Origin of the sequence: Pseudomonas sp. KU43P, from assembly GCF_033095865.1 — a bacterium.
GTDB lineage: Bacteria > Pseudomonadota > Gammaproteobacteria > Pseudomonadales > Pseudomonadaceae > Aquipseudomonas.
The window spans coordinates 1882801-1904240 of record NZ_AP019365.1 but is presented as its reverse complement, the minus strand read 5'-3'; the positions used below and the strand labels follow the sequence as shown (position 1 = coordinate 1904240).

The following is a 21440-nucleotide window of genomic DNA, read 5'->3' as shown; positions in this document are numbered from 1 at the left end:
TCCAGTGATGGCGAGACCGAGATGACCTTCCACGACCAATCGACCGATGACGCGCTGCTGGCCCTGCTCTGCGAGCTCGACGAGCCCACCGCCACCCCAGCCGGCATCGTTGCCAAAGGCTGCGAAGACGCCCCGCTGTCCTTCGCCCAGGAACAACTCTGGCTGCTCGCCCAGCTGGACCCCAACGCCGCCACCTACAACCAGCCGCGTGCCTTCGTGCTGCACGGTGCGTTGCGCCCAGCCGACCTGCAGCAGGCCCTGGACCGTGTGATCGATCGGCATGACATCCTGCGCTCGCGCATTGCCGAGGTGCAGGGCCAGCCGCGCCTGCTGGTAGAGCGCGAGGCACGCCTGAACCTGCGTAGCGTCGACCTGCGCGGCCAACCGCAAGCCGTGTTGCAAACGGCGCTGGAAGCGGACGCCAGCACCCCGTTCGATCTCGCCCAGGCACCGCTGCTGCGCGCCTGCCTGTACCAGCTGGACACCGATCGCCATGTGCTGACGCTGACCAGCCACCACAGCATCAGTGATGCCTGGTCCAACCCGTTGCTGTTGCGCGACCTGGCGCAGGCATACGCCAGCGGGCACGCCTTGCCGCGCCCGGCCGTGCAGTACCACGACTTCGCCCACTGGCAGCGCGGCGCCTACCTGACCAGCCCGGCGCATGCCCAAGCCGCGAACTACTGGCGCGACTATCTGCAAGGCGGCATCCGCCTGCTCGAACTGCCCACCGACCATCCACGGAACAGCTTGCCGCCGGTGGCTGCCGGAACCTGTGAATGGACCGTATCGCCAGCGCTGTTCAACCAGCTTCAGGCCGCTTGCCGGACCCATGGCCTGACACCGTTCATGGTGCTGCTGGCGGCCTGGCAGCTGGTGCTCGGCCGGCGCAGCGGCCAGGACGATTTCATCCTCGGCGTGCCCAATGCCGGGCGTAACCAGGAGCAGGTGCAGGCGCTGATCGGCTACTTCGTCAACAGCCAGATCCACCGCGCCCGCCTCGACCCGCGGCAGACCGTGGCCGGCCTGTTCGATCAGGTCCGTCGCCACGCCCTGGCCTGCCTCGAGCACGCCGACCACCCGCTGGAGCAGGTGCTGGCCGAACAGCGCCAGGGCGCCAGCGGTGCACTGTTCCATTGCCTGTTCAACTGGACCAGCGACAACGCCGAACAGGCCACGCCGGGCTTCGCCGGCTTGCGCATCGAGCCGCTGCCGAGCGCGCCTGCCAACGCCAAGTTCGACCTCAGCCTCAACGTGCAGGCGGGCCGCGAGCAGTTGCGCATCACCCTGGAGTACGACGCTGCACTGTTCGAGGCTGCCACCGCCCAGTGCCTGGGCCAGGACTGGCTGGCGCTGCTGCAGGCCATGCTCGACAACCCCCACTGCGCGCTCGGCGAACTGCAGCTGCAGGCCACCGCCCAGCATCGACAGCAGCAGGAAGGCTGGAATGCCACTGCTCATGCCTACCCTGCCACGCCGTCGATCCACGCCCTGGTCGAAGCCCAGGTACGCAGCACCCCGGACGCCATTGCGCTGGTGTTCGGCGACACGCAACTGAGCTACGGCCAACTCAACCGCCAGGCCAACCAATTGGCCCACACCCTGATCGCCCAGGGTGTGCGTCAGGACACCCCAGTCGGCATTGCGGCCGAGCGCAGCCTGGAACTGGTGGTGGGACTGCTGGCGATCCTAAAGGCCGGTGGTGCCTACGTGCCGTTGGACCCGGAGTACCCCGCCGACCGGCTGAGCTACATGTTCGAGGACAGCGGCATCGGCCTGCTGCTGACCCAGTCGCACCTACGCGAACACCTGCCGCTGCCAGCCGACTTGCCGGTATTGCTGCTCGACGACTCGCAAGCAGCGCAGCCCGAGCACGATCCGCAGTTGCCCTGCACCCCAGAGCAGTTGGCCTACGTCATCTACACCTCCGGCTCCACCGGTCGCCCCAAAGGCGCCGGCAACAGTCACCAGGCCCTGGCCAACCGCCTGCAATGGATGCAGGCGGCCTATGGCCTGGACGCCAGCGACACCGTGCTGCAGAAGACTCCGTTCAGCTTCGACGTGTCGGTGTGGGAGTTCTTCTGGCCGCTGATCACCGGCGCCCGCCTGGCCATCGCCGCACCCGGCGACCACCGCGACCCGGCACGCCTGGTGGCGCTGATCGAGCGTCACCGGGTAACCACCCTGCACTTCGTGCCCTCGATGCTCCAGGCGTTTCTGCTCGATGGCGAGATGCCGCGCTGCGGCACCCTGCAACGCATCATCTGCAGCGGTGAGGCCCTACCGGTGGAGGCCCAGTTGCAGGTGTTCGCACGCCTGCCGCAAACACACCTGTACAACCTCTACGGCCCCACCGAAGCGGCCATCGATGTCACCCACTGGACCTGCCTCGACGAGGGCAGGACCAGCGTGCCGATCGGCACACCGATTGCCAACCTGGGCTGCTGGATCCTCGACGCCAACCTGCAACCACAGCCTGCCGGCGCCATCGGCGAGCTGTACCTGAGCGGCGTGGGCCTGGCCCGCGGCTACCACCGGCGCCCGGCACTCACCGCCGAGCGCTTCGTCGTCTGCCCGTTCCGGCCCGGCGAGCGCATGTACCGCACCGGCGACCTGGCACGCTACCGCGCCGACGGCGTGATCGAATACTGCGGGCGCATCGACCACCAGGTGAAGATCCGCGGCCTGCGCATCGAGCTGGGCGAGATCGAGGCACGGCTGATGGAGCAACCGGCCATTCACGAAGCCGCCGTGCTGGCCGTGGACAACCAGTTGGTCGCCTACCTGGTGCACAAGGCCAACCAGCCAGCACCGGATCGCCAGCACCTGAGCCAAGCCCTGCTGGCCCACCTGCCCGACTACATGGTGCCCAACCACTGGCTGTTCCTCGACGCCATGCCGCTGAGCCCCAACGGCAAGCTCGACCGCAAGGCTCTGCCGCCCCTGGGCGAGCAACCGCAACAGGCCGAATACCTGGCACCCTCCACCGCCCTGCAGCGGCAAGTCGCGGCCACCTGGGCCGAGCTGCTCAAGGCCGAGCGCGTGGGGCTGGCGGACGACTTCTTCGCCCTCGGCGGGCACTCGCTGCTGGTGGCACGGGTGGTTTCGCGCCTGCGTCACGAACTGGCCCTGGAGTTCCCCCTGCACCTGTTGTTCGACCAGCCGCGCCTGGGCGATTTCTGCCAGTCGCTGGCCAACCTGCAAAGCACCCGGCCAAGCCTCATCGAGGCTCAGGCCACGCGCGAACAGCTACCGTTGTCCTTCGCCCAGGAACGCCAGTGGCTGTTGTGGAAGCTCGACCCGGCCAGCACCGCTTACCATATCCCCAGCGTGCTGCACTTGAATGGCCCGTTGGACGTCGCCGCCCTGAACCGTGCCTTCGACCAGCTGATCGCCCGCCATGAAACCCTGCGCACGGCCTTCAGCCTCGACGGTGCGCAACCACGCCAGCAGATCCTCGCCCCGTGGTCGCTGAACCTGCAGGCGCAGGCCCTGCCCGAAACCGCACGCGACGCCTTCGTTGGCAGCCTGCTCGGCCAGCCTTTCGACCTGGCCAGCGGTCGCCTGCTGCGGGTGGGGTTGGCCCGCATGGCTGCCGATGAACACCTGCTGGTGCTGGTGCAGCACCACATCGTGTCCGACGCCTGGTCGATGCAGGTGATGGTCCGCGAGCTGTGCGCGCTCTACCAGGGCCAGGCCCTGCCGCCACTGGCGCTGCAATACGCCGACTTCGCCGCCTGGCAACGGGGCTGGCTCGACGCTGGCGAGCGCGAGCGCCAGCTCGCCTACTGGCGCACACGGCTGGGCGGTGAGCAACCGGTGCTGGAACTGCCTTGCGACCATCCGCGCCGCGACCACTCGCAACGCCCGGCCGGGCGCCTGCAGCTAACGTTGCCCGATGCGCTCGCCCAAGCCCTGCAAGGCTTTGCCAGTGCCCACCAGGCCACCGTGCCGATGGTCCTGCTCAGCGCCTGGCAGGCTGTGCTGCACCGTTACACCGGCCAGCCGGACCTGCGCATCGGCATGCCGGCGGCCAACCGCAACCGGGTGGAGACCGAGCCCCTGATCGGCTTCTTCGTCAACACCCTGGTGGTGCGCGCCGAATGCACCGTCGACCTGCCGTTCGCCGCGCTGCTGGCGCAGACCCGCCAGGCGATGATCGACGCCCAGGACCACCAGGACCTGCCCTACGAGCAACTGCTCGACGCCCTGCTGCCCCAGCGCGGCGCGCAACAGGGCCTGTTCCAGGTGCTGTACAACCACCACCAGGCCGCCGAAGCCACGCCGCTCGGTGCACTGCGCCTTGAAGCGCTGGACACCCAGCCGTTGCAGGCCCAGTTCGACCTGGCCCTGGCCACCGCTCAGGGCACTCATGGCCTGAGCGCCAGTTTCAGCTACGACCGCGACCTGTTCGAAGCGGCCACCATCGCCCGCCTGGGCCAGCACTGGCTGCACCTGCTGGAACAGGTGGTCGATGCCCCGCGACTGGCCATCGGTGAAATCGTGCTGCTGGCTGATGACGAGCGCCAGCAACTGCTTTCACAGTGGAACGACACGGCTCACGTCTATCCTGCCGCGCCGTCGATCCATACCCTGGTCGAATCCCAAGCGCGCCGCTCGCCGGACGCCACGGCGCTGCTGTTCGGCGAAACCACGCTGACGTACGCCCAACTCAACCGCCAGGCCAACCAATTGGCCCACGCCCTGATCGCTCAGGGTGTGCGTCAGGACACCCCAGTCGGCATTGCGGCCGAGCGCAGCCTGGAACTGGTGGTCGGACTGCTGGCGATCCTAAAGGCCGGTGGTGCCTACGTGCCGTTGGACCCGGAGTATCCCGCCGACCGGCTGAGCTACATGTTCGAGGACAGCGGCATCGGCCTGCTGCTGACCCAGTCGCACCTACGCGAACACCTGCCACTGCCAGCCGACTTGCCGGTATTGCTGCTCGACGACTCGCAAGCAGCGCAGCCCGAGCACGATCCGCAACTGCCCTGCACCCCAGAGCAGTTGGCCTACGTCATCTACACCTCCGGCTCCACCGGTCGCCCCAAAGGCGCCGGCAACAGTCACCAGGCCCTGGCCAACCGCCTGCAATGGATGCAGGCGGCCTATGGCCTGGACGCCAGCGACACCGTGCTGCAGAAGACGCCATTCAGCTTCGACGTGTCGGTGTGGGAGTTCTTCTGGCCGCTGATCACCGGTGCCCGCCTCGCCATCGCAGCACCCGGCGACCACCGCGACCCGGCGCGCCTGGTGCAGTTGATCCACCAGCATCAGGTGAGCACCCTGCACTTCGTGCCCTCGATGCTCCAGGCGTTTCTGCTCGACGGCCAGGTCGCCACGTGCACCCAGCTGCAGCGGATCATCTGCAGCGGCGAAGCCCTGCCAGTGGACGCCCAGTTGCAAGTGTTCGAGCACTTGCCCCAGGCACGCCTGTACAACCTCTACGGCCCCACCGAAGCGGCCATCGACGTCACCCACTGGACCTGCCTCGACGAAGGCAGGACGGCGGTGCCGATCGGCACACCGATTGCCAACCTGGCCTGCTGGATCCTCGACGCCGGCCTGCAACCACAGCCTGCCGGCGTCATCGGCGAGCTGTACCTGGGCGGCGTGGGGCTGGCCCGCGGCTACCACCAGCGCCCGGCGCTCACCGCCGAACGCTTCGTCGCCTGCCCGTTCCAGCCCGGCGCACGCATGTACCGCACCGGCGACCTGGCACGCTACCGCGCCGACGGCGTGATCGAATACTGCGGGCGCATCGACCACCAGGTGAAGATCCGCGGCCTGCGCATCGAGCTGGGCGAGATCGAGGCACGGCTGATGGAGCAACCGGGCGTGAGCCAGGCCGTGGTGATCGCGGACCAACGCCCGACCGGTGCGCGCCTGCTCGCCTACGTGGTGGCCCACCCCGGCCACGCCCGCGACAGCGCCGCCCTGCGCGCCGCGCTGAAGGCGCAGATGCCCGACTACATGGTGCCAGCCCACTGCGTATGGCTCGACGCCATGCCGCTGAGCCCCAACGGCAAGCTCGATCGCAAGGCCCTGCCAGGCCCACCCGACAGCAATACCGATCGGCCCTTCCGTGCTCCGCAGACCCCCTTGCAACAGCAGCTCGCAAGCGTCTGGCAGCAGGTGCTGGGCGTGCAGGCCGTGGGCCTGGACGACGACTTCTTCGAGCTGGGCGGGCACTCGCTGCTGGTGATCAATGCCGTCTCGCGCATCCAACTCGACCTGGGCCGCGAGCTCACCCCGCCGGACCTGTTCCAGCACCCGACCCTGGAAGCCCTGGCGCTTCACCTGGACACCACGACAACCGCGGTCGATGAACACAAGCTCGACACCCTCGAAGCCTGGCTCGACGAAATGGAGGAACACTGATGGACAGCACTACCGCTTCGAGGATCGCCAAGCGCTTCGTATTGCTGGCGCTGGAAAAGCGCCGGCAATACCTGCAGAAAATGCGCGAGGAAGGCCTGTCGCTGGCCAGCCTGCCGATCCCGCGGGTGCGCGAGGAATTCGTGCGCCTGCCGCTGTCCTATGCCCAGCAGCGCCAGTGGTTCCTGTGGCAGTTCGACCGCCAGTCCAGCGCCTACCACATCCCTTGCGCTCTGCGCCTGCGCGGCACGCTGGACCACCGAGCCTTGCAGGCCAGCCTGGAGCAGCTGGTGCACCGCCATGACAGCCTGCGCACTCGCTTCGTCGAGGATGAGCTCGGTGTCGCCCAACAGGTCGCAGCAGCAACCCCCCTTGTGTTGAACCTGACCGTGCTCGACGAGGCCGCCCTGCAGGGCTACCTTCAGAAGCAGGTACGCGAGCCATTCGACCTGGCCAACGGGCCCTTGCTGCGCGCCGAGCTGGTGCAACTGGGCGCTGACGATCACGTGTTGCTGCTGGTGCAGCACCACATCGTCAGCGATGGCCGCTCGATGCAGGTGATGGTCAAGGAATTGACCCATTGCTACGCCCGCCTCAGCCAGGGCCACCCCAGCCAATTGGCCGAGCTGCCGCTGCAATACGCCGACTACGCCATCTGGCAGCGTCACTGGATGGAAGCCGGCGAGCAGGAGCGCCAGCTCGCCTACTGGCGCCAGCGTCTGGGCAGCGAAGTGCCGGTGCTGGAGCTGCCACTGGATCGCCCGCGCCCGAGCGTGCAGCGCTTCGAGGGCGCGCGCCTGCCACTGGCGATCTCGCCCACCCTGGCCCAGGCCGTGCGCCAGCTTGCCCACGCGCACCAGGCCACGCCGTTCATGGTGCTGCTGGCGTCGTTCATGGCCCTGCTGCACCGCTACACGCGCCAGCGGGACATCCGCATCGGCGTGCCCAGTGCCAACCGCAACCGGGTCGAGACCGAAGACCTGATCGGCTACTTCGTCAACACCCTGGTCATCGACGGCCAGTGCCAGCCGACCCTGTCGTTCAGCCAACTGCTCGACCAGGTCAAGGCCACCACCCTGCAGGCCCAGGCGCATCAGGACTTGCCGTTCGAACAACTGGTCGAGGCGCTGCAACCGCAGCGCAACCTCAGCCACAACCCGCTGTTCCAGGTGATGTTCAACCACCAGGTCAGTGCGGCCCAGCAGGGCAGCGCAGCACGCAACCACGGCCTGGATATCGAGCCGCTGGCACTGGCCGGCGAAACCGCGCAACTGGACCTGACTCTCAACACCCACGAGGACGCGCAAGGCCTGAGCGCCAGCCTTACTTACGCCACCGCGCTGTTCGACCACGCCACCATCGAGCGCCTGGGCCAGCACTGGCTGCGCCTGCTGGAACAGGTGGTCGATGCCCCGCAACTGGCCATCGGTGAAGTCGTGCTGCTGGCTGATGACGAGCGCCAGCAACTGCTCGAACAGTGGAACGACACCACCCACGCCTACCCTGCCGCACCGTCGATCCATACCCTGGTCGAAGCCCAGGCGCGCCGCTCGCCGGACGCCACGGCGCTGCTGTTCGGCGAAACCACGCTGACGTACGCCCAGCTCAACCGCCAGGCCAACCAATTGGCCCACGCCCTGATCGCCCAGGGTGTGCGTCAGGACACCCCAGTCGGCATTGCGGCCGAGCGCAGCCTGGAACTGGTGGTCGGACTGCTGGCGATCCTAAAGGCCGGTGGTGCCTATGTGCCGCTGGACCCGGAGTACCCCGCCGACCGGCTGAGCTACATGTTCGAGGACAGCGGCATCGGCCTGCTGCTGACCCAGTCGCACCTACGCGAACACCTGCCACTGCCAGCCGACTTGCCGGTATTGCTGCTCGACGACTCGCAAGCAGCGCAGCCCGAGCACGATCCGCAACTGCCCTGCACCCCAGAGCAGTTGGCCTACGTCATCTACACCTCCGGCTCCACCGGTCGCCCCAAAGGCGCCGGCAACAGTCACCAGGCCCTGGCCAACCGCCTGCAATGGATGCAGGCGGCCTATGGCCTGGACGCCAGCGACACCGTGCTGCAGAAGACGCCATTCAGCTTCGACGTGTCGGTGTGGGAGTTCTTCTGGCCGCTGATCACCGGCGCCCGCCTGGCCATCGCAGCACCCGGCGACCACCGCGACCCGGCGCGCCTGGTGCAGTTGATCCACCAGCATCAGGTGAGCACCCTGCACTTCGTGCCCTCGATGCTCCAGGCGTTTCTGCTCGACGACCAAGTCGCCACGTGCACCCAGCTGCAGCGGATCATCTGCAGCGGCGAAGCCCTGCCGGTGGACGCCCAGCAGCAGGTGTTCGCACGCCTGCCACAAGCACACCTGTACAACCTCTACGGCCCCACCGAGGCGGCCATCGACGTCACCCACTGGACCTGCCGTGACGAAGGAAAAACCACCGTGCCGATCGGCACACCGATTGCCAACCTGGCCTGCTGGATCCTCGACGCCGGTCTGCAACCACAGCCTGCCGGCGTCATCGGCGAGCTGTACCTGGGCGGCGTGGGCCTGGCCCGCGGCTACCACCAGCGCCCGGCGCTCACCGCCGAACGCTTCGTCGCCTGCCCGTTCCAGCCCGGCGCACGCATGTACCGCACCGGCGACCTGGCACGCTACCGCGCCGACGGCGTGATCGAATACTGCGGGCGCATCGACCACCAGGTGAAGATCCGCGGCCTGCGTATCGAGCTGGGCGAGATCGAGGCGCGGCTGATGGAGCAACCGGCCATTCACGAAGCGGCGGTACTGGCCGTGGACAACCAGTTGGTCGCCTACCTGGTCGCCAAGGCAGACCAGCCAGCGCCAGATCGCCAGCAACTGGGCCAGGCCCTGCTGGCCCACCTGCCCGACTACATGGTGCCCAACCACTGGCTGTTCCTCGACGCCATGCCACTGAGCCCCAACGGCAAGCTCGACCGCAAGGCCCTGCCCAAACCCGGCCAGGCCCAGCCCCAGGCCAGCTACAGCGCCGCCGAGGATGAATTGCAGGCGCGCCTGGTGCAGCTCTGGCAGCGCGTGCTCAAGCGCGAGCAGGTCGGTATCGACGACAACTTCTTCGAGCTCGGCGGCGACTCGATCGTGTCCATCCAGCTGGTCAGCCAGGCGCGTCGCGACGGCCTGCACTTCAGCCCCAAGGACCTGTTCAACCACCAGACCGTGCGCACCCTGGCGCAAGTCACCCAGACCCAGCCGCACCAGGCTCAGGTCACCCACCTGCCGGCCCGTGGCAACAGCCTGCTGCTACCGATGCAACAGCAGTTCTTCGCCCAAGCCATGCCCGAGGCGCACCGTTGGAACCAATCGGTGATGCTCAACGCCAGCCAGCGGCTGGAGCCTGCCCACCTGCGCCAGGCGCTGCACGCCCTGGTGGCTGCCCATGACGCCCTGCGCCTGCGCTTTGCAGCGCAGCCAGGCGAATGGCAGGCACGCTTTGATGAACACGCGCCGGGTGACGATCTGCTCTGGCTGTTCGACGTCAGCCACGGCGACACCTGGCAGGCCCTGAGCGACCGCGCCCAGGGCAGCCTCGACCTGAGCCGCGGCCCACTGCTGCGGGCAGTGCTGGGTGAAGTCGAAGGCCAAGTGCAGCTGCTGCTGGTGATTCACCACCTGGCAGTGGACGGCGTGTCCTGGCGCATCCTGCTCGAAGACCTGCACACCGCCTACACCCAGGCCAGCGCCGGTCAAACCTGCGAACTGCCACCGCGTACGCTATCGGTGAAAGACTGGGCCCTGCGCCTGCAAGCGCATGCCCAAAGCCCTGCAGGTGAGCAGGAGGACGCGTTCTGGCAAACCCAGAGCGCCGGTATCGACACCGCACTCCCCGCCCTGGACACCGGCGCACCGCTGCGCGTGCGTGACAGCCAGCGTGTTACCACCCACCTGGACGCCGACACCACCGCGCGCCTGCTCAAGGATTGTCCGCCGGCCTACCGCACCCAGGTCAACGACCTGCTGCTGGCCGCCCTGGCCCGTGTGCTGCAACGCTGGACCGGCGCCCGCGACCACCTGGTGGAACTCGAAGGCCATGGCCGCGAAGCCTTCGCCGACGACGAAGCCGACCTGACCCGCACGGTCGGCTGGCTGACCAGCCTCTACCCGGCGCGCATCAGCGCCGGCGAATCGCTGGCCGAGGCAATCATGCTCACCAAGGAGCAGCTGCGCGCGCTGCCTGCCAAGGGCGCGTTCTTCGGCGCCCTGCGCAGCTACGCCAACCCAGCGCTGCGCGAGGCCCTGAAGGCACTGCCGAGCGCCCGCATCACCTTCAACTACCTGGGCCAGTTCGACAGTGGCAACGGCGATGACCGCGCCCTGTTCCGCCCGACCCCGGCAGACAAGGGCCACGAGCAGCACCCGGATGCACCGCTGCAGAACTGGCTGGCGCTCAATGGCCAAGTGTTCGACGGCGAGCTTCGCCTGAACTGGAGCTTCAGCCCGTTGATGTTCGAGCCCACCCGGCTGCAGCAACTGGCCGACGACTACGCCTGCGAACTGCGCGCCGTGGTGGCGCTGTGCGGCCAGGGCAAGCGCCTTGGCCTGACCCCTTCGGACGTGCCACTGGCGCGGTTGACCCAGGCCCAGTTGGCCACGCTGCCATTCCCCTGCGAGCAGGTCGAAGACCTCTACCCGCTGGCCACCGTGCAGCAGGGCATGCTGTTCCACACCCAGGACAACGGCGACGGTGATTTCTACATCAACCAGACCAGCGTCGAGGTCGAGGGCCTGCAAGCGGCACGCTTCATCGCCGCCTGGGGCCAGCTGGTGGAACGCCACGAAATGCTGCGCAGCGCCTTCTGGCAAGCGCCGCACCTGCGCGAGCCGCTGCAGGTGGTATTGCGCCAGGGCCAACTCGACGCCCGCGAGGAAGACTGGCGCGGCCAGGCCATCGACCCGGTGCGCCTGGCCGCCGCCGCCGAAGCCGAGCGTCGTCGCCCCTTCGACCTGCTCGCCCCGCCCTTGCTGCGCCTGCTATTGGTTCGCCTGGACGACGAACGCCACCAGCTGATCCTGACCAGCCACCATATCCTCATGGACGGCTGGAGCCAGTCGCGCCTGCTCGGTGAATTGTTCCAGTGCTATGCCGGGCAGCCTCTGCCGGCCTTGCAAGGCCGCTACAGCGACTACATCCGTTGGCTGCAGGCACCCGCACAACAAACCAGCGAGGCCTTCTGGCGGCCACGCCTGGCCGAGCTGCAGGGGCCGACGCAACTGGCAGGTGCCGCCGGCACCCGCAACGCGGCGGGCGCGCAAGGCCACGATGCGCTGTACCTGCACTGGGACGAACAACGCACCCAGCGCTTGCGCGAACAGGCCCAGCGCCTGCGGGTCACCCCCAACACCCTGGTGCAAGCCGCGTGGGTGTTGCTGCTGCAGCGCTACACCGGGCAGCAGACCGTGTGCTTCGGCGCCACGGTGTCCGGGCGCCCGGCAAGCTTGGCGGGTGCCGACAGCCTGCTGGGGCTGTTCATCAACACCTTGCCGATCATCCAGACCCCGCACCCGGCCCAACCGCTGCACGCCTGGCTGCAGCAACTGCAAACCTGCAACCTTGAAGTGCGCGACCACGAACATACCCCGCTGGCGGACATCCAACGCTGGGCCCAGAGCAACGGCCAGGCCTTGTTCGATAGCATCATCGTGTTCGAAAACTACCCGATCGACGAACGCCTGCAATCGGCTGGCAGCGCCGGCCTGCGCTTCGGCGAGGCGCAGCTGCGCGATGTCACCAACTACCCGATGGACCTGGCCGTGCACCTCGATACACGCCTGCGCATCGAGTTCCTCTACCGCCTGGACCACTTCCAGGTGCACCAGGTCGAGGCCATCCGCAGCCACTACGAGGCCCTGCTGGGCGGCCTGCTGGGCAACCCCGAAGCCCCCGTCGGCACGCTCGGCTTGCCGGTCGGCGTCGCCCAACCGCAGCCACAGGCGAGCGTTGTCGATCAGCCCGACCTGGCCGCCCTGATCGGCCGCCACGCCGAGCAACGCCCCGACCAGGTCGCGGTACGTTGTGATGGCCGCGAGCTGACCTATGCGCAGCTCGAGCAACAGGCCAACCGCCTGGCCTGGACCCTGATCGAACGCGGCATCGGCCGCGAAGACCGGGTCGGCATTGCCCTGAGCCGTTCGGTGAATACCGTCGTCGCCTTCTATGCCGTGATGAAAGCCGGCGCCGCCTACGTGCCGCTGGACATCGACTACCCCGCCGAGCGCCTGCAGTGGATCATCGGCGACGCCGACGTGGCGTTGCTGCTCACCGAGCAGGCCATCGGCGAGCGCCTTGGCATAGCGGCGCAGCGCCGCCTGGACCTGGACTGCTGCGCACTGTCGCTCAACGAGCACAGCCCCAGCCGACAGGCCCTGGACGACCAGCTCAGCTACATGATCTACACCTCCGGCTCCACCGGTAACCCCAAGGGCGTTGCCGTGGCACGCGGCCCGCTGCGCATGCACTGCCAGGCCATCATCGAACGCTACGAGATGAGCCCGGCGACCCGCGAGCTGCTGTTCATGTCGTTCGCCTTCGACGGCGCCCAGGAGCGTTGGCTGTCGACCCTGATCAGCGGCGGCCAGCTGGTGATTCGCGGCAATACGCTGTGGACCCCGCAGGAGACCTGGGACGTGCTGCACGCCGAGGCGATCAGCATCGCCTGTTTCCCACCGGCCTACCTGCAGCAACTGGCTGAGTACGGCCAAGGCCAGCCCACCCCGCCGCCGGTGCGCATCTACTGCTTCGGTGGCGATGCGGTGGCCGACGCCAACTTCGAGCGGGTCAAGCAGGTGCTCAAGCCCCAGTACCTCACCAATGGCTATGGCCCGACCGAGACCGTGGTCACCCCGCTGCTGTGGAAGGCCCCCGTCAGCGCACACTGCGACGCGGTGTATGCACCGATTGGCGAAGCGGTGGGCAACCGCACGCTGTACGTGCTCGACGATTGCCTGAATCCGCTGCCTGTGGGCCTGGCCGGCGAGCTGTATATCGGCGGCGAAGGCCTGGCCCGTGGTTACCACGCCCGCCCGGGGCTGAGCGCCGAGCGTTTCGTCGCTGACCCGTTCAGCACTACCGGCGGGCGGCTGTACCGCACGGGTGACCTGGTGCGCCAGCGCCCGGACGGCGTTTTCGACTACCTCGGCCGCCTGGACAACCAAGTGAAGATCCGTGGTTTTCGCATCGAGCTGGGCGAAATCGAAGCGCGCCTGCGCGACATTCCCGATGTGCTCGATGCCGTGGTGGTGGCCCGTGAGGCGGCCACGGGCAAGCAACTGGTCGGCTACGTGGTGCGCAGCGAGGGCGAGCGCGCTACCGCGCCGTTGCTCGAGCACCTGCGCCAGGTGCTGCCGGACTACATGGTGCCGGCCCAGTTGATGGTGCTCGATGCCCTGCCCCTGACCCCCAACGGCAAGGTCGACCGCCGTGCGCTGCCCGAGCCGAGCCTGGCAGAACGCGTTTATCAGGCGCCAGCGGACGAGCGCCAGCGGGCCCTGGCGGCCATCTGGGCCGATGTGCTGGGCCTGCAACGGGTCGGCGTGACCGATCACTTCTTCGAACTTGGCGGCGATTCGCTGGGCGTGCTCAAGGTGCTGTCGCGCCTGCGCAACCAGCCCGAACTGGGCCTGAACCTGAAGCTGCGCGACCTGATCGCCCGGCCGACCATCGCCGAGCTGTGCCCGGCCAGCGACCAGCCGCAGGCTGCGCTCGACCCATTGCTGCTGCTCAACCGCAAGGTCGAGCAGCAGGCGCCGCTGTTCTGCCTGCATGCAGGGTTCGGCACGGTGTTCGACTACCGCCCGCTGGCCCAGCGCCTGGACGGCCTGTGCAGTGTCTATGGCCTGCAGAACCGCATGCTGCTCGACCGTCAGTGGCAGGACGAGTCGCTGGAGGCCATGGCCATCGACTATGCCCAGTACATCCGCCAGAAACAGCCACAGGGCCCGTATCGCCTGCTGGGCTGGTCGCTGGGCGGGACGCTGGCCATGCTGGTTGGCCGCGAGTTGGAGCGCCAGGGCCAGCAGGTCGAGCTGCTCGGCCTGGTGGACACGTACGTGCCGGGGGAAGCGGGCGAGGCACTGAAGGACGACTGCGGGGGCGACCTGCGGGCTTTCCTTGCGGTGGTCAGCGGCCTCCCTGCAGCCAGCTTGCCGCTGCTGTCGGCGCCGGCCAATGCCGATGCTGCAAGGCTGCAGATGCTGATCCAACAAAGCCTGGCTGGTGCCGAGGCAAGCGGGCTGCCGTCGAGCGACGAACTGGCGCGCACCTTCGCCACTGCCATGACCCTCAAGGCCCTGTCGCTGCGGCTGCATGCCTTGCCCCCGGTGACCGCACGCCTCGATTGCTGGTGGGCCGACAGTACCGATGCCGGCTTTGCCCAGGCCTTCGAAGCGAACCGCGCAGTGCGCTCCAGCCAGCGCCTGGCCGCGGACCACTACGCCATCGTCGGCCATGCCGCCCTGCTCGACGCCCTGCATGAGCGCCTGCACAGGGTGACCGCGCCAGCCGTCTGAACCGACGCCCGGCCGCGCTCTGCGGCCGGGCCTTTTTCATCGATTTGCAAGGAATACCTGAATGTCCCTGGACTGCGATCTGGAAGCGTTCCTGGAATTGGCCGAACTCGGCCGCCTGACCGGTAAGAGCCAGCCGATGCATGCGCTGGGCGTCGCCCAGGCACGTGCGGAGTTCGAAAATGCTTCACGCCTGCTCGACCCCGACCCACCCGCGCAGGTCGAGGTGAGCGCGCTGCAGTTCGACACCCGCGATGGCGTGCAATTGCCCGCCCGCCTGTACCGTCGCCCGGGTATCACGCCCAAGTCCACGCTGGTGTATTTGCATGGCGGTGGCTATGTGGTCGGCAGCCTCGATTCGCACGATTGCGTCTGTCGTCGGCTGGCCTGCCTGGGTGACTACGCAGTGTTCGCACCTGAGTACCGACTGGCGCCGGAGCGACCGTTCCCGACCGCCCTGCACGACTGCGAGGATGCTGTCCAATGGCTGCAGCGCAACGCCGGCATGCTCGAACTGCAGGCGACGGACCTGGTGCTGGCCGGCGATAGCGCCGGGGCGACGCTGGCCACGGTGATGGCGATCGCGGCGGCCGAACGACCGCAGGCCAAGGCGGTGAAGGCGCAGTTGCTGTTCTATCCGGTGGCGGAAAGTAGTACCCGACGCAACTCGCATCAACGGTATGCCGAAGGTTACCTGCTGGAAAGTGCGACGTTGGACTGGTTCTACGCACACTACCTGGGCAGCACCCAGGCGCACGGCGACTGGCGCGCCTCACCGCTGCTGCATCCGGCGCTGCCGGCCATGGCGCCGGCTTACGTGAACCTGGCTCAGTACGATCCGCTGTTCGATGAAGGGCTGGAGTATGCCGGCAAGCTGGAAGCCAGCGGCACGCCGACCAGCCTGCGCATCGAGGCGGGATTGACCCATGACTTTTTGCGGATGTCGGGGATTACCGGGGCTAGCGCCGAGGTTTATGCGGCAGCTGGGCAGTGGTTGGAGGGGGTTTTGGGATAGGCAGGTGCCTGCTTGATATCCTGAACCGGCCCTATCGCTGGCAAGCCAGCTCCCACAGGTACATCACCAGCCTCAAGAGCGGTGGTGTACCTGTGGGAGCCGGCTTGCCGGCGATAGGGCCCTCGAGCTCAATGCAGGCGGTTCTTGGCCATCTCGATATCGTTCATCAACGCCTTGGCCATGGCGCTCAGGTAATCCGCTGCACCAAGCAACTTATGGTCATCCTCCAGGTCGCCCTCACGCACTAGGTGCTTGATGTAGCCCAGCAGCACCGAAACTTGCTCATAGGCATCATCGATCGGAATACCAGGCTACACACGCAGCAGGCCTGCTGGCGGGAACCCCACATCAAGGAAAGTCTCCACGCCGACGGTGGTAATGATCCTGGGTTTATCCGTCATATCTCACCCCACACTTGTTGGCCATACAGCCGAGTGTGCACATGCTCCACGAGCGTGTAGGCAATCTCGCTGGCATGCATGGCATTGCCCAGCATGCTCAGGCCATATTCGCCAGCGCGGGCGCGGCAGTGTTCGTCGAGGGTTTCGATGACGCCACGTAGCAGCTCGCTGACGTGAGCCAGGGCGTCGGGCGGGTACATGTCGGATTGGACGGTGAAGAAAGGGGTAGTGACAGGTTTACGGCGGGGAGGATCGGGGACGATCTTATTCATGGTGATTTCCCTTCGCTTACTTAAAGGAACCACCACCTGAACCTTCTCACGGGTTTAGGTGGCAGCCGTACGCGGGGTGAGAAACCGAGGAAGCAAAGGAAAACTCGGCCAGACCGAAGTCTGCCCGCGCACGGCCGCCATGACAGCTGGCCGAGATTGCTTATCGTCGGGTTTTCACACCCGGTCGCCGGAACGACCCGAGAACGTTATCCGTGAGGCATTTCCCCGACAACAGCGAAACTTCAGCAGCGCTCGTAGGATAATTCCCAAATATGCGAATCCTGAAGCATTTGGTTTCAGATTCAGAAATGTCTTACACCTGACCTGCGGAGCACTAGAGCTGAGCCAACCGTTTTCTCAAAAAACCGACAAAGCCTTACACGGCCCTCGTCACATGCCGCCCCTCCTCCAATTGCATCAGGCGCCGGCTAACCGATTGCGAGTCAAGTGTCAGCGGTTAGGCGGCGATGCGACAGGCAGTCACAGAATTCAAAGTGCATTTGCAGTGAGTCGTCATGAGAAAACCCGCCTAGGCGGGTTTCCTATTTGGGTAGTGGCCCACATGCTTCGATAAGTTTACCGTCAGTGCGGCTATCGACAGCACCATCTGCCCCGATGTAAACATCGGTGTTCGGCCACTTCGGCTTAACCCGAATGCAGTGCGATTCTCCCCTGTTGTTCCAATCGAACTCCATGAAGAACTGATCGTTCGGGAAAATGTGCCCTGCACCACCCGTGGCTCCACCTGGGTAGATCTCACCTTTTGAGATAGCGTGCTGAATATTCAAAATGTACCCGAGGCGCCCTTGTCCTTTGTCAGAGAAATGGAAACTCACTTGAGGCGTGGCGACATACCAAAAGATGATGGGCGCGAGTAATAGCGCCGTCATCCAACGCCAGAAATGCCGTTTCGGCTTATTTGCAGACGTGGTCACGTATGCCATCTCCCCAGCTTGAACGAGGCAATACTAAAACTTCGTCCATGAGTATCTTTGCCGTAATCCCGCCGTTTGGGTGCTTTTTGTACAGGTTGACGCCAATGCTGATAGCGATTCGGTCACCTATATCATCCCAAGCCCTCAATGCTTCGATGTCTGCGGAGCGCTGTGGCCCTTTTCGCTCGTCCCACTTTTGAACTTTCCGAATCGAGTCTGATGCAATCTGTTCAAGCCCCGCGCCGTCCAGAAGAGCGCTTTCAGATAGGCCGCCAGCGCGCCCTACGTAGCCATAGTGGATGTTCGACCAGATATCGTAGAAGTCGTCGACGTGGCCTTGCTTTTGCCAAGGCCCACCGAACCTTTGTCCAATCGTCATCTTATGGTCCCATGGCCCAAAGGGCCATTGCAGCAGCAATATTGCCAAGCTCCATTGCTTGGAACTTAGGAGGTAAAAGGCGTGCATACCAAGGGGCATTTGCACGCCACCAACGCCCCATCAATCACCGCCGGGCGGCCTTGGATCACGAAGTTTTGTACGCCCTCGACGAGCGTTCCGACTTCACCACAGACAGGACATGGGGTGGTCTTGTCCTGCACCCGCAATGCTTCACGCCCACGCCCTTTGAATCCGGTGCCGCTAGCCAGGCATACGGCCCCTGTGGTGGTGCGATCCCCGTTCAAGGCCTGGTTCCTGCCTTGGATCCTGAAACGTGCCATGCGCTATCTCCTCGAGTGAAAGCCGGGAAGCTAGCACCCACCAAGAGCAAGAAAATCACCCCGAAACACAGCAAGAGTGATCCTACAAAGCACGCTGAAATGTCCTACACGCTCGTTCTCAAATAGTCACTTTTAAAGAGACAATCGCTCACCAAACCAAAGATTTTCCACACTGTGGATGTAAAGGCCCCATCGCTGGCGTCCTTGAGATCGAGCGCCGCCCGCGCGGCGCATCGCGGATGAATCCGCTCCTACATTTGTTGCAACGTGCCGCAGTCTGTCAGGCCATGGTTGTCCGCCTTTGGCGCCCGGCGAACAATAGGGTGGGCATCAGCACCAACCCACTAATCACGTCGTACTAACAAGGCAGGCAACCATGGCCTATCAGGCATAGGCACGTTGCAACAAATGTAGGAGCGGATTCATCCGCGATGCGCCGCGCGGGCGGCGCTCGATCTCAAGGGCGCCAGAAAACCCACGACAAGCACAAAAAAACCGGAGCAAGCCCCGGTTTTTCTCACACCCTCAACACTCAGTACGTAGCCCGCACCGTCAGCATGAAGTTGCGCGGATCGCCATAGTAGTTGCCATAGGTCGACGTCCCCACCGTCTGGTAGTACTTCTTGTCGAACAGGTTGTTGCCATTGAGCGCCACGTTCCAGTGCTCGTCGATGCGGTAGTCGACCATCGCGTTCCAGATCGCATAGCCCCCTTGCTGGTACTCGAACGGCACATCCGCCTGCACCACATTACCCAGGCTGTCATAGGTCGCGGCAGTGCCGCTGACCTTGGTGGCGCTCTGGATGTCCACGCCACCACCGACGCGGAAGTCGTTCAGCACGCCCGGCAGGCGATAGGTGGTGAACAGCTTGGCCAAGTGCTTGGGCGTGACAGTGCTCAGCGCCCTCCCGGTGTCGCGGTTCTTGTTCAGGTTGAGGGTGTAGCTGGCCATCATCATCCAGTCCGGCAGGATCTCGCCGGAAATTTCCATGTCGACACCCTTGCTGATGGTCTCGCCGCCATTGAGGTAGCAGCAGTTGCCACCGAACAGCACCGCACTGGACGGGTAGTTCGGGTCCAACACGGCCTGGTCTTCACGCTTGGTGTAGTACAGCGCGATGCTGGTGTTGACCGCACCACCGAACAGCTCGCCCTTGATCCCGGTTTCGTAGGTCTTGCCTTTCATCGGGTCGAGCGTCGAGCCCGAGCTCGCCGGGCCAGCCAGCAGGTTCTGCTGCGGCTTGTAGATTTCCGCGTAGCTGGCGTAAGCCGCCCACTCGTCGTTCAGGTCGTAGACGATGCCGCCGAACGGCGTGACCTTGGTCGGCTCACGCATGTCGACACGCGACTGCTGGGTCCACACGCCAGCAGCGTTGGCAGACTGGTAGGTCTGGTCGAACTTGTAACGCTGTACCCGTGCGCCAAGGATCACGTGCAGCGGCTCGGCCAGCTGCAGCCGCAGGCTCGAATACAGGCCGTACTGGGTCTGGCTGTTGGGCTTGTAGTCGCGGCTGATGTTCGGCCGCGCCCCCGGATCGTCCCACGGCGTGGAGTCTGGGTCGAAGACATTGACCGGGCCACCGGCGGTGGTGAAGCGGCCGGTACCTTGCCAGCGGCTGTCGATCTCCTGATAGTCACCGCCGACCACCAGGCGGTGGTCGAGGCCGAACATGCTGAAGTCACCCGAGACGTTGGCATCCCAGAGGTGCTGTTCGCTCCATTGGGTGACCCAGGTGCCGTAGCGGGTCACGCCGCTGCCGGTGACCGGGTTGACCGAACCCAGGGTGGTGGCGTTGTTGGTGTCGATGGTGTCGTAGATGTTGGTGTAGCTCAGGTTGAGCTTCCAGTCGTCGTTCAGGCGATGGTCGACCTTGGCGAAGTATTCGCGGGAATAGCCATCGGCATAGGCCCAGGTGGTGGACAGGCCGGTGTGGCGCGGCAGGCCCAGGTCGGCACCGTTGCTGTAGCGCGGCACGGCCGAGGCAGTACCGGTTTCATGCACTTTGTTGTAGCGCACGCCAGCGGTGAGCATGGTGTCGTCGGTGACATCAGCCTCGAGCACGCCGTAGATGAGCGGCTTGTCGGTGGCGCGGTTGTCGACGAAGTACTGGCGGTCCTGATAGGCCACCACCATGCGGCCACGCAGCTTGCCATCAAAGCCCAGCGGGCCGGTCACGTCCAGCTCGCTGCGGTAGTTGTCCCAGCTACCCGCCGAGGCGGTGAACTTGAGCTGGTAGAAGTCCAGTGGGCGCTTGCGCACCAGGTTGATGATGCCGCCCGGGTCGCCGGTGCCGCCGAACAGCGCGCTGGCACCGCGCAGCACTTCGACGTGGTCGAATTCGGCGAGGTCGTAGACGTTCGACGAATAGAAACTGCCGGCCGTGGTGCCCAGGGCCATGGGCGCGGCGCCGTCGAGCTGGATGTTCTGGATCGGGAAGCCGCGCGAATAGAAGTCCTGGATACGGAAGGTGTTGCTCTGCACGGTCACGCCGGGCACGGTCTTCATCGCATCGTTGATGTCGGTGATCTGGCGATCCTCGATCAACTGGCGGGTAACCACCGACACCGATTGCGGGGTTTCCTTCAGCGAAGTCGGGCTCTTGGAGCCGACGCTGGTCAGGCCCGGCGTGTAGGAACCGGTGTTCTCGGTGGCCTGGCCCATCCCCTGGCCCATGATGGTGGTTTCACCGATGACCATGGCGCCTGCGCCGATGTCGCTGCTGTCGGTGCTGATCAGCAGCACCGAATTGTTCTCGATACGGTAGGTGAGGCCAGCGCCGGCCAGCAGTTGCGCGAGCGCTTGGTCAGGCTCCATGGTGCCGCTGACCTTGGGTGCACGCTTGCCGCTGACCAGGTCGGGCGAGTAAACCATCTGCAGCCCGGTCTGCTGACCGAGGCTAACCAAGGCCTGGTCCAGCGGCTGGGCTGGAATGTCCACCGCCACCGGTTTGGCATGCGCGTGCGCCATCGCCAGGCTCAGTACCAGTGCCGAAGCCTGCAGGCTCCACTTACCTGGCTTGCCAGCAACGGCGCCCCCCTTGTTTCGCGTACGTTTGGACTTCATGTGCGCAACTGACTCCGACTGTTCTATGAGTGTTTGGTTGACGGTCTCTATGAACCGTTTGGGGTGAGGACCACGCGGATGGAACAACGCGTTTAGTGCGGCTCACTAGTAA

The 21440-nt window shown here is 65.6% G+C and carries 8 protein-coding genes and 1 pseudogene; 3 read left to right on the top strand and 6 right to left on the bottom strand.

Translation table 11 applies throughout. From position 1 onward, the window contains the following. Window positions 1–21: 21 nt before the first annotated feature. The 3 genes from KU43P_RS08615 (at window position 22) to KU43P_RS08605 (ending at window position 15936) form a co-directional block, all read left to right on the top strand. Entirely contained in the window at window positions 22–6381 is a 6360-nt protein-coding gene (locus KU43P_RS08615) for a non-ribosomal peptide synthetase (protein ID WP_317662298.1), read from the top strand. Then, window positions 6381–14924 carry a non-ribosomal peptide synthetase gene (locus tag KU43P_RS08610; protein ID WP_317662297.1) on the top strand — a complete coding sequence of 2848 codons (8544 nt, stop codon included), beginning with the start codon at window positions 6381–6383 and terminating at the stop codon, window positions 14922–14924. Before KU43P_RS08615 ends, KU43P_RS08610 begins: the two co-directional genes overlap by 1 nt. Window positions 14925–14985: 61 nt before the next feature. Continuing rightward, window positions 14986–15936, top strand: a complete 951-nt coding sequence (locus KU43P_RS08605; RefSeq protein ID WP_317662296.1) for an alpha/beta hydrolase — start codon at window positions 14986–14988, stop codon at window positions 15934–15936. 128 nt (window positions 15937–16064) lie between these two features. On the opposite strand, the pseudogene KU43P_RS08600 reads toward KU43P_RS08605, so the two are convergent. The 6 genes and pseudogenes from KU43P_RS08600 to KU43P_RS08575 all read right to left on the bottom strand — a co-directional run bounded on the left by KU43P_RS08600 (window position 16065) and on the right by KU43P_RS08575 (window position 21328). Next, window positions 16065–16337, bottom strand: a pseudogene (locus KU43P_RS08600) (DUF3077 domain-containing protein). Continuing rightward, a complete protein-coding gene (locus KU43P_RS08595; RefSeq protein WP_317662295.1) occupies window positions 16334–16609 on the bottom strand; it encodes a hypothetical protein in 276 nt (91 codons plus the stop codon). The pseudogene KU43P_RS08600 and the gene KU43P_RS08595 overlap by 4 nt, the downstream one beginning before the upstream one ends. A 542-nt stretch (window positions 16610–17151) precedes the next feature. Beyond that, window positions 17152–17544, bottom strand: coding sequence for a hypothetical protein (locus tag KU43P_RS08590; protein WP_317662294.1), 393 nt, complete (start codon window positions 17542–17544; stop codon window positions 17152–17154). Beyond that, on the bottom strand, window positions 17525–17971 hold the full coding sequence (locus KU43P_RS08585) for a polymorphic toxin type 44 domain-containing protein (RefSeq protein WP_317662293.1): 447 nt from the start codon (window positions 17969–17971) through the stop codon (window positions 17525–17527). The genes KU43P_RS08590 and KU43P_RS08585 overlap by 20 nt, the downstream gene beginning before the upstream one ends. 17 nt (window positions 17972–17988) lie before the next feature. Then, window positions 17989–18264 (bottom strand): PAAR domain-containing protein, encoded by a 276-nt coding sequence (locus tag KU43P_RS08580; RefSeq protein ID WP_317662292.1) that lies wholly within the window; start codon window positions 18262–18264, stop codon window positions 17989–17991. A 532-nt stretch (window positions 18265–18796) separates the two neighbouring features. Beyond that, window positions 18797–21328, bottom strand: coding sequence for a TonB-dependent siderophore receptor (locus KU43P_RS08575; protein ID WP_317662291.1), 2532 nt, complete (start codon window positions 21326–21328; stop codon window positions 18797–18799). Window positions 21329–21440 lie beyond the last annotated feature (112 nt).

Excerpts from the sequence above, each read along its gene's own strand:
- KU43P_RS08615 (WP_317662298.1), top strand. The coding sequence starts at position 22 with ATGACCTTCCACGACCAATCGACCGATGACGCGCTGCTGGCCCTGCTC.
- KU43P_RS08610 (WP_317662297.1), top strand. The coding sequence starts at position 6,381 with ATGGACAGCACTACCGCTTCGAGGATCGCCAAGCGCTTCGTATTGCTG.
- KU43P_RS08605 (WP_317662296.1), top strand. The coding sequence starts at position 14,986 with ATGTCCCTGGACTGCGATCTGGAAGCGTTCCTGGAATTGGCCGAACTC.
- KU43P_RS08595 (WP_317662295.1), bottom strand. The coding sequence starts at position 16,609 with ATGAATAAGATCGTCCCCGATCCTCCCCGCCGTAAACCTGTCACTACC.
- KU43P_RS08580 (WP_317662292.1), bottom strand. The coding sequence starts at position 18,264 with ATGGCACGTTTCAGGATCCAAGGCAGGAACCAGGCCTTGAACGGGGAT.
- KU43P_RS08575 (WP_317662291.1), bottom strand. The coding sequence starts at position 21,328 with ATGAAGTCCAAACGTACGCGAAACAAGGGGGGCGCCGTTGCTGGCAAG.